This is a genomic window from Bartonella grahamii ATCC 700132, assembly GCF_000518085.1.
Taxonomy (GTDB): domain Bacteria; phylum Pseudomonadota; class Alphaproteobacteria; order Rhizobiales; family Rhizobiaceae; genus Bartonella; species Bartonella grahamii.
Genome location: NZ_JACX01000036.1, coordinates 1 through 8735, shown reverse-complemented (window position 1 = coordinate 8735; position 8735 = coordinate 1). Strand labels below are relative to the sequence as shown.

Annotated in this window: 9 protein-coding genes and 2 pseudogenes; 2 read left to right on the top strand and 9 right to left on the bottom strand. The window is 41.5% G+C overall.

Features of this window, described 5'->3' with window-relative positions; translation table 11 throughout:
- From U736_RS0108080 to U736_RS11240, 5 genes and pseudogenes are all read right to left on the bottom strand, one after another.
- A pseudogene (locus U736_RS0108080) lies at positions 1–269 on the bottom strand (phage tail protein); the annotation flags it as partial.
- Between the two features lie 12 nt (positions 270–281).
- A complete protein-coding gene (locus U736_RS0108075; protein ID WP_026500612.1) occupies positions 282–929 on the bottom strand; it encodes a transglycosylase SLT domain-containing protein in 648 nt (215 codons plus the stop codon).
- On the bottom strand, positions 926–2992 hold the full coding sequence (locus tag U736_RS11250) for a glycine zipper 2TM domain-containing protein (protein WP_174888843.1): 2067 nt from the start codon (positions 2990–2992) through the stop codon (positions 926–928). Before U736_RS11250 ends, U736_RS0108075 begins: the two co-directional genes overlap by 4 nt.
- A 1-nt stretch (position 2993) precedes the next feature.
- A complete protein-coding gene (locus U736_RS12900) occupies positions 2994–4322 on the bottom strand; it encodes a hypothetical protein (RefSeq protein WP_081725921.1) in 1329 nt (442 codons plus the stop codon).
- A 33-nt stretch (positions 4323–4355) separates the two neighbouring features.
- A pseudogene (locus U736_RS11240) lies at positions 4356–4943 on the bottom strand (hypothetical protein); the annotation flags it as partial.
- Positions 4944–5116: 173 nt separating this feature from the next.
- On the opposite strand from U736_RS11240, the gene U736_RS0108055 reads away from it, so the two are divergent.
- Together U736_RS0108055 and U736_RS0108050 are read left to right on the top strand one after the other, a co-directional pair.
- Entirely contained in the window at positions 5117–6283 is a 1167-nt protein-coding gene (locus U736_RS0108055; RefSeq protein WP_026500611.1) for a tyrosine-type recombinase/integrase, read from the top strand.
- 206 nt (positions 6284–6489) lie between these two features.
- Positions 6490–6690, top strand: a complete 201-nt coding sequence (locus U736_RS0108050) for a helix-turn-helix transcriptional regulator (RefSeq protein ID WP_015856172.1) — start codon at positions 6490–6492, stop codon at positions 6688–6690.
- Between the two features lie 224 nt (positions 6691–6914).
- On the opposite strand, the gene U736_RS0108045 is transcribed toward U736_RS0108050, so the two are convergent.
- The 4 genes from U736_RS0108045 to U736_RS12895 form a co-directional block, all read right to left on the bottom strand.
- On the bottom strand, positions 6915–7322 hold the full coding sequence (locus U736_RS0108045) for a hypothetical protein (RefSeq protein ID WP_026500610.1): 408 nt from the start codon (positions 7320–7322) through the stop codon (positions 6915–6917).
- Between the two features lie 96 nt (positions 7323–7418).
- Positions 7419–7823 (bottom strand): hypothetical protein, encoded by a 405-nt coding sequence (locus U736_RS0108040; protein ID WP_026500609.1) that lies wholly within the window; start codon positions 7821–7823, stop codon positions 7419–7421.
- Entirely contained in the window at positions 7820–8407 is a 588-nt protein-coding gene (locus U736_RS11235; protein ID WP_244596129.1) for a hypothetical protein, read from the bottom strand. The genes U736_RS0108040 and U736_RS11235 overlap by 4 nt, the downstream gene beginning before the upstream one ends.
- Positions 8371–8586, bottom strand: coding sequence for a hypothetical protein (locus tag U736_RS12895; protein ID WP_081725918.1), 216 nt, complete (start codon positions 8584–8586; stop codon positions 8371–8373). Before U736_RS12895 ends, U736_RS11235 begins: the two co-directional genes overlap by 37 nt.
- Positions 8587–8735 lie beyond the last annotated feature (149 nt).

Here is an 8735-nt window from a genome sequence, read left to right as displayed (position 1 = left end):
GCCATAAAGCGCAAAACGATACCATTCTTATACTCTAAAAACTGTGAGGTGCTTGCAAGCCTTATCACACTCGTTTGTTGGACATGATCATTTGTAACAACCCCTTCAAGCGCTCCACCCGTGTCTGACAAATACTCACTTATCCTTTGCATCATCACACGGGCGCTCGTATTCACACTGCTAGGCTGCTGTCCTTCTGACCAATCAATCAAATCATCCACGCGCGTATTATCCGCCGCTCTAAGCGACCAATCATAAATCGTTGACATCTCTCGTGAATCCTAGTTCCGGTAAAATGGTCCGTAAAACGCCCGCATGAATTGCGTCATCAAAGGGTTATCATCATCACTCTCTTCTTCTTCCGAAGCTTCTTCTTGTGATGCTAATAATGCCCTTAAAACCTCTAACAAGTTGTCTCTATTTCTAAAACCACCCTGTGCTATAGGACTTGCTCTATAAGGCTGCCCCCCATACATCTGTAATACACGGTTGACAAAATCACTTGCACGCATAGCGTTGTTTCCACCATTCAAGCCAACCGCATTGCTGCCAACAATTTGCGCCGCATTGGCATGGGGATTTTGAAGAAGCCGCGCGGCTCCCCCTGCCCCTTGTTGATGTGCTAAATACAATTCCGCTTCACTAGGCGCTCTTCCCAACAGACGGCTTAAATGATTGCGATTATCAAGCGTCAACCGCCCCATGGCATCTGCCGCTTGTATGGGGTCAAACCTATCCTGCAAACCATATTGTTTGGCGGTGCTGTCTATAAATTGATACAAACCACCAGCAGAGGAACGGGGATTCCTTGCATTCGGATTGCCTCCACTTTCCACTTGCGCAACACGGTATAAATAACTCTCTGGCAAGCCATAACGCGCTGCCGTTTGCCGTATCGCTTGATTAACAGAAGGACTATAACGGGTCATTTCGCATACTCTATTGAAGCACTAGGACCTAACCCTTTTGCTACAGCTCTAGAAACAATCTTCAAGCCTTCATCCGTTATCACACCGGCTTTATGCCACTTCAAAGCACTTTGAATCAATTTGGCAATTTCATTGCGCTCCATTCCTTTAACGCCAAAAGTTGCTAACTTCGCTATACCGCGCTCTAGCTCTTGTCTTGCCCGTAGCGCCTCTGGAGCATTCGGGTGGAAAAATATGTTTCGTGCTAATTTGAGAGATTCAGTTGGCCAATGCAAAAAATTTGAAAAATTAATTCCATCAAAAAGAGAAACCTCAGGAGTGCCTTCAAATTTGCTAAAACCCTCTTTTGCTGCATCAGAATAGAATTGCTCCTGATCTACTGCCTTTTTAAAAGTAGAAAACCGTTCCGGTCCTATGGTCCTTTCAAGATTCTCAGACGCAAGATTTTGTTTTAAAAGTTTAGAAAATTCATTAATAGGGTCATCATTTTTTCTGAGTAAATCATCTAAGGCATCTCTCATACCCATCTGATAGGTATTATTTTGTTTTGTCCAATTCCCTTTAGAAAGATTTTCCTTAACTGCATCCCTTTCAATACTCTTTTCAAGTTTCGTGCCTAAAGCTTGTCTACCCTTCTCAAAACTATCTGCAAAATTTTTGAATTTTGCTGCACTACCACGCGCTGCTTGATAAGTAGGAGAGATTTGATCCATTATTTTTACCAAATTTTGTTTGAGGATTTCGTATCCTAAAACCTTCTGGTTATCGCCATGTTTCTTACTTTTTTCGATTAAATCATCAAGAGACTTCTTGGTTTGATCTAATAACTCTATCGTAGGTTTATAGTTTATACTGCTAAACTTTCTATTATAAAATCGTCTAGGATTTATACTGAGGGGGTGTTCCTCTAAAGTCTTAACAGCTTCTTTGAGAGCTCTTTGAAACCCTTTATTCTCAAAAAAATTATTAAGAGCTGGATAATGTTCTTTTCCTATTGGAATTTGCTTCGCTTGTTCATAGAGATGATCATGAGCCTCTTTTCCTTGCCGTTTAAGTGTCCTGCTTAAAATATCGCTATGCTGGTATGGAACAATCGTCTGCTCCATCATATCATCAAGACGTTGAACAGAACCGCCTAATCTTTTCTCATGCGCTTGTTTCAAAAGATGATAAACATCTTCATTTGTTTTAGACGCATTCCACAAAGTCTGTCGTAGTTTTTCATTAATATCTGTCAAAAATACTTCCTGAGGTTCTGAGCTAAGACGTTCGGTAATTTTTTGGGGTTTATTATCGTAAAGTTGCTTGGCAACTTCTCGCAAAGCTTTATTGGAAACCTCTTTATGAGCGGGATTAAAATAATTCCTTACAAGTGGAGGTGATTTTAAAGCATTTACAAGTAAACCACCTAACTTAGAAACCCCCGCACCTGCTAAACTAGCAGCTGGTGTCAAAACTGCCCCACCAACACCACCAGCTAACGCCGAATTCACCGTATCATTGTAACCTTCTCCAGCACCAGAACCATGTAAAGCTCCAGAGCCTGCCCCAACAAGAGCTCCCCTACCTAAACCTCCTAAAGTCGAACCTGCTCGCAAAAAATTTAAAGCAGGGATCCCCAATGATGCTATTGTTGGTAAAATCGAACCAGCAATATAAGCACCAGAAGACCACCATGGATGTTTCTCTTCCAAAGCTTTTTGGTAAGCACGTTCTTTGGCTACTCTTCTGTTATAAACCTCTTCTGCTCGTTTATCGCCGCTCCAATAATCCCTCACACCTGCTTCACGTACTGCTTTCATTTCGTCAAAATAACCTGCCGTTGCACCAGATGCGCTATGTCTCATAACCGCATCCAACCACGTAAGATCTTTATCATCAAATGAAAAATCATCTGCTGTAAATTTTGTATTAAATGAAGCCGTATCATCATCAACAAGAGGGGAATAAGGAATATAACCCGTTGTTTTTTTTCCTTGATTACCACGACTGTTCTTCACCGAAGACCTACCATCATTATCGGATACATCATCAACAATGCGAGAATAAGGAATATATGCCATTTTAAGCCCCTTTAACCCTTATCTTTCCATCTTCACCAATAAAGCGTGCACCGGAAGGCAATGCATCTTCCTCTTCTTTGTTGGTAACAAGTGGCAAATCATTACGTCCTTGCTGTGGAGCTTTAGAATGCTGCTGTGATGTAACCTTATCAACATTCTCTTGCGTTAATGCAATGCTATTGTTTTCCAGCAAAGACAATACGTCTGATTTCATCTTACCCAAAATTTCATGGATTTTTTTCAACCTAAACAAGAGCTCTTTATGACCCAAGTTGTACTTTATCTCTCCTAAATAGCTCTTTAAGATATCAAGTTCTCTTTCTGTGAGATTCCCAAAACCTGAGGCGCCATTACGCGAATACTGTCTCATCGTTTCTAAACGATCAATACCTATACGATTTTTAATGGAATCAAGCAGTGAACTCATATCACGGTGTTGAGGAACACCCAACTGAGCTTGTATACTAGCCGCATTACCTGTAGCCCATTCACCATTTTCTTCTATATAGTTCATAAAACGTTCAATGTCATGGAGTGTATTATTACTGATAGTTTCCCTATTTTTAAGCTCTATCGTTTCTCGTAGGCGGTCCAATTCTTCTTTAGATCTAGCATCATAACCGCCGTTCGCTTTTTGTAGCAAAAAAGCATTCAATGCATCTTTATTCCCAGCCATAAACCGCGCTTCTTCTTCACCCACACCCTGTGACTTTAGATACTCGACGGTCTGATTAACCTGCCCTCTTTGTTTATCACCTTCATTAAGATGCTTCACACCGCTTGCTAGCGCATCCCATCCCGAACCATCTGTGGGTGCTGCCGCCATACCTGCAAAAAGATCTTTGAGCTTCTGATACGCATCTGATTGAAAAAACTTATAAGTATTGGACTGTAAAAATTTCTCTGCATCTGTCAGTTCAGGAGTCGGTGTTGGAGATGCGGGTGCTAATGGTTGCGTTTGTTCATTAACATGAGGTTTAAGTTCTTGTGGAGTACTCTCTAGTGCATTTGGCATAGATGGCTGTTGATCAACTCCTAAAGGCATTTCCGTTTTAGGAGCCGTATAGGGCATAAATGGTCCATATGGCTGCTGCATATTCTGTAAATAGGGGTTGTTTGGAGCATGTACTTCCTCTGGTGCCATCAAAGGGGCGAGAGTCATTGCCCCTCCAGTAGCTATGGCACTCTTTGGATTTGCTTTCATGAATTGTCCAAATCTTTGCGCCCCTGTAATCGCTTTTGGAGCCACTCTGGGATAAAGATATCTCATAATATGCGGTGCAAATCTCGCTCCTGCTACTAAAGCCATTGGTATTATCGGTGCAACCATCACACTCTCCTACAAAACTATTCTTTAATTATTCTACAGAGCTTTCTTTTGATTCATGTAATCTAAAAAGGCATTGGATACTCCTCCTGCCAACGCTGCTCCCATTGGACCACCTGCCATGTAACCAAAAGCCATCGGTGCTGCTTGAAGTGCCAGAGAACCTATAGCCCCTACATTTTTCCATGGGTTATTGCCTTGCACCATAGAGGCTGTATTATTATTCGTTGTCGTGCCGTAATTCCTTGCAAAGCCATGACCGGCGTTCATAAGCATATTCAACCTATTCCAACCGCTATTGTCTTGCTCCAGCCAACGTTCACGATTGGCATCAACAACTCTCTGATTGTGGGCATCAAGCACACCTCCCCCCTGTATGGCATTGGAATAGGCATTGCCATAACCCTGTAAGAAGTTATTTGAGGCTCCCAACTGATTTTGATTGGCTTGGTCTATCAGTGAATTCGCTTGCATCATGCGGTCCGCATCACGATTATATTGATCTGCCATAGCACTTGTGGACAAAGCACCAAGTTCATTTGCCAATACACCTGCATGTGCACCAGACCCATAACGACCCGCACCTGCAAAAGAGCTGTTAATCGTATCTCTTACACGGTCTACAAGACATTGATTTATAATGATAATTCACTGTTTTGTATGTTGAATGAGAGTCTCGAATAACGTAGGATTCTCTCATTTCAAATCTGTTTATCTTGAATCAACTAAAACCACTTACTTGCACATAACAAGTGGGATGAGTGTGTGGATAAAATTTGTACAAGAAAGGAGTAAAAATGGTTCTTATGAATCGTCTTAATGCAAGGGCTGTCGCAACATTGGGGGCTGGCAAATATAATGATGGTGCCGGCTTGTTACTTCATAAGCGTAAAGATGGAGGTGCTCAATGGATTTTACGATATACCATTCATGGTCGGCGCCGTGAAATGGGATTGGGTGCCTTAAGACATGTCTCTTTAAAACAAGCCCGTGAATTAGCAACTGGGTGGCGTGCTGTTTTACGTGAAGGGCGTGACCCTATTAAAGAACGTGAAAAACAAAAGCGTGAAGCAATAAGCAATCTCCATTACTTAAAAGACATTGCCGTGGATGCTTTTGAAAGTCGTAAAGCCGAATTAAAAAGAGATGGTAAGGCTAGTGATTGGTTTTCACCTTTGCGGCTTTACATTCTCCCTAAATTAGGTTGCCTCCCCGTTTCAGAGATTACACAAACAGAGATACGCGATACGCTTTCTCCCATTTGGCATACAAAAGCTGGAACAGCTCAGATAGCATTGATACGTCTTAATCTTTGTCTCAAACATGCGGCTGCTTTGGGTTTGGATGTTGATTTACAAGCAACAGAAAAAGCACGTGCTCTCTTAGGAAAACAACGTCATAAGATCACTAATAGACCAGCAATGGATTGGAAAGATATACCAGATTTTTATCAGTTCCTCTGTAAAACACAAAACATAACACATCTTGCTTTGCGTCTGCTTATCCTTACAGGGGTTCGCTCTAACCCTTTACGTCATATTCATAAAGATCAAATTGATGGGGATATATGGACAATTCCTGCTGAGAATATGAAAGGAAAGCGTGATACAACAAAAGAATTTCGCGTGCCCTTATCATCTGAAGCATTAAAAGTAATTGAACAAGCCCACTGTATTTCTAAAAGTGATTTCATCTTTTCACTTACCGGTCGTGGTCCTCTTTCACATACGATGATGGCGGCGTATATGAGAAAAAATAAAATTGAAGCCTGCCCCCATGGATTTCGTTCTAGTTTACGCAATTGGCTCGCTGAAACAACCGATGCCCCCTATGAGGTCGCTGAAACTATTCTAAGTCATACGGTCGGCGGTAAAGTAGAGCGTGCCTATCGTCGCACTGACTATCTAGAACAACGCCGTGTCTATATGGATAAATGGGCGGCTTATGTCACTGGTCAATCTTAAGATATGGGGTGAATAACCCCATTATCTGTGGATAATTTTAGCTCTCTTTTCTCTCATTCTTCTCAATAAGAGTCATAAATTATCACATCAGAAAAAATATGATAAAATATTGTTTTCTATAAATAAAATACCTTTAAAAATGAACCAAAATATGGTTAATAAATAGTTATGATTTGTTGCCATTTTTTGATAGAAAGGATTTTAGTATGACAGAAAATGATATTCTTTTAACAGACCGTGAAAGTGCCAAATTGCTTCATATGAGTGTTTCAACATTCCGCCGTCATGTGACCAATGGCTCTCTCCCCAAACCCCTAAAATTTGGTTTTTTATCGCGTTGGTTACAATCAGATCTTTTGAATGTCATCGAGCAAGCAAAACAGCAACGTTATAACGACGCAGCATAAAAAGAAAGCCTTGTCACGTAAGGACGGACAAGGCTTTCTCAAGCTCATCAACTTGGATGATAACAAAAACCGTCCTGTATCGCAACCTGGTTATAGGATTACTAAGTACATTCTACGCCATATTGCTTTACATACAATATTGAGATGTTGGATTGAGGAAGCAATCCCGCCATTTCAAGCCAAGGCAAAGGTGGCGGATTGTTGATCATCACAAACAGAAAAACTTAAGGCTGGCATTCATCCGCGTTTTTATACCTTTTACAAAACGGGCTGTTTAAGCGCTTTTCGACACTTCTCTGTGGGATGACAGCACCAGGCTGACAAATGGGGAGGTCTCTACCGTTAAAAGGAGAACACCAGCTAGCTCTCCCTTTATAATGGAATCCTGCTTGGATCATGCAAGCATCAATCGTTGCATTCTCATTGTTGCTTAACTTTTGGACTTCATCCTCAAGATAATTAAGATGCGGCAAACCACATTCTAGCAATGCTTTTCCTACCTCCGTAGAATCTGCTCCTAGCTTCTCCCACACAGCCGTCTCTCCTGGAGGAGGTTTATCAATGTTTTCAATATCACATCCAGTAACCGTTAACAGAATGAGCAGGCTTAATAAATTAAACAACATTTTCATTTCTCCCTCTGACGTTAAATAGTGATATAGAGGAAACAATCCCGCCATTCCAAACGAAGGCAAGGATGGCGGATTGTTGGTCGTCACAAACAAAACTTAAGGTTTGCATTCAGGTGCGTTTTTATACCTTTTACAAAACGGGCTGGTTAAGCGCTTCTTGACACTTCGCTGTGGAACGACAGCACCTGGACGACAAATCGGAAGGTTTTCGGCTCTAAAAGTATAACACCACCCCCCCTCATGTTCATCTTTATAGCGGAATCCTGATTGAATCATGCAAGCATGAATTGATGCTCGTGCATTAATACTCAGCTTTCTGTTTTCTGAAAAAATATCATCGGGTGTTGGCATTCCACATTCTAACAGTGCTTTTCCTACCTCCGTAAAATCTGTTCCAGGCTTCTTCCACACACTCACATACCCTGGAAGAGGTTTATCGATGTTACATCCAGCGATATTTAACAGAATGAGACCACTTAATAATTTCAAGATTTTCTTCATTTTTTCCTCCCTGAATATTTTGAATAAATTGGCGTACGATTAGGTGAACCATAGCGCGATGTACACGCATAACCTGCATGACCATAACAAGCATGGACACTTGGGTAGCCCTTAAATATTTGCCCTCTCTCTTTCCAAGGACCACTTCCAGGAGGTATTTGCTCAAAAGTGTAAGGATTTTTGCCAATCTTTGTACCCACAAAGTCATTTTTATGATTTTCCAAGTTTACGTAATCCTGCTTTCCATCACTTAAGATATATAACGTATCTGCCATGTTTTGAGTATTATAAGCTGGTCCAAAGAAATTAATCGTTGTTTCCTTTGCTATACCATGAACACCATGCTTTTCTAAATCATGCGATCCATTGCCCGCTGTCATACTGCCGCGGCTATGCGCATCAACATGCAATCCTATATTGCCAAGGCTATACAACAGATTCTGGTACTTCTTCGTCGAATTGGTCAGAGCACCCAACTTACCTTCTAGAAAATACTGATACCCTGCAATGAACCCCTCTACCAAGAGCGAATCGCTATGAGGGAACATCAGAAAATAGTGCGGATCATTCTTGTTATCAGCCAACTGAACCGCATAAACAGCGGCTTTTCCTCTGGTGTAGTAAAGATGCCATTAAAGGACACATGCACCTTGCCATCAGCACCCTCTTGTAAATACTGCTTTTCTTCATCCGTTAAATAATGAAAGTGAGGAAACAATCCCGCCATTCCAAGCGAAGGCAAGGATGGCGGATTGTTGATCATCACAAACAGCAAGACTTAAGGATAACATTCATATTGTTCTGGATGCTTTTTACAAAACGGGCTGTTCAAGCGCTTCTTGACACTGCGCTGTGGTATGACAGCACCTGGACGACAAATCGGAAGGTTTTCGGCTCTAAAAGTATAACACC

Excerpts from the sequence above, each read along its gene's own strand:
- U736_RS0108075 (WP_026500612.1), bottom strand. The coding sequence starts at position 929 with ATGACCCGTTATAGTCCTTCTGTTAATCAAGCGATACGGCAAACGGCA.
- U736_RS11250 (WP_174888843.1), bottom strand. The coding sequence starts at position 2,992 with ATGGCATATATTCCTTATTCTCGCATTGTTGATGATGTATCCGATAAT.
- U736_RS12900 (WP_081725921.1), bottom strand. The coding sequence starts at position 4,322 with ATGGTTGCACCGATAATACCAATGGCTTTAGTAGCAGGAGCGAGATTT.
- U736_RS0108055 (WP_026500611.1), top strand. The coding sequence starts at position 5,117 with ATGGTTCTTATGAATCGTCTTAATGCAAGGGCTGTCGCAACATTGGGG.
- U736_RS0108050 (WP_015856172.1), top strand. The coding sequence starts at position 6,490 with ATGACAGAAAATGATATTCTTTTAACAGACCGTGAAAGTGCCAAATTG.
- U736_RS0108045 (WP_026500610.1), bottom strand. The coding sequence starts at position 7,322 with ATGAAAATGTTGTTTAATTTATTAAGCCTGCTCATTCTGTTAACGGTT.
- U736_RS0108040 (WP_026500609.1), bottom strand. The coding sequence starts at position 7,823 with ATGAAGAAAATCTTGAAATTATTAAGTGGTCTCATTCTGTTAAATATC.
- U736_RS12895 (WP_081725918.1), bottom strand. The coding sequence starts at position 8,586 with ATGATCAACAATCCGCCATCCTTGCCTTCGCTTGGAATGGCGGGATTG.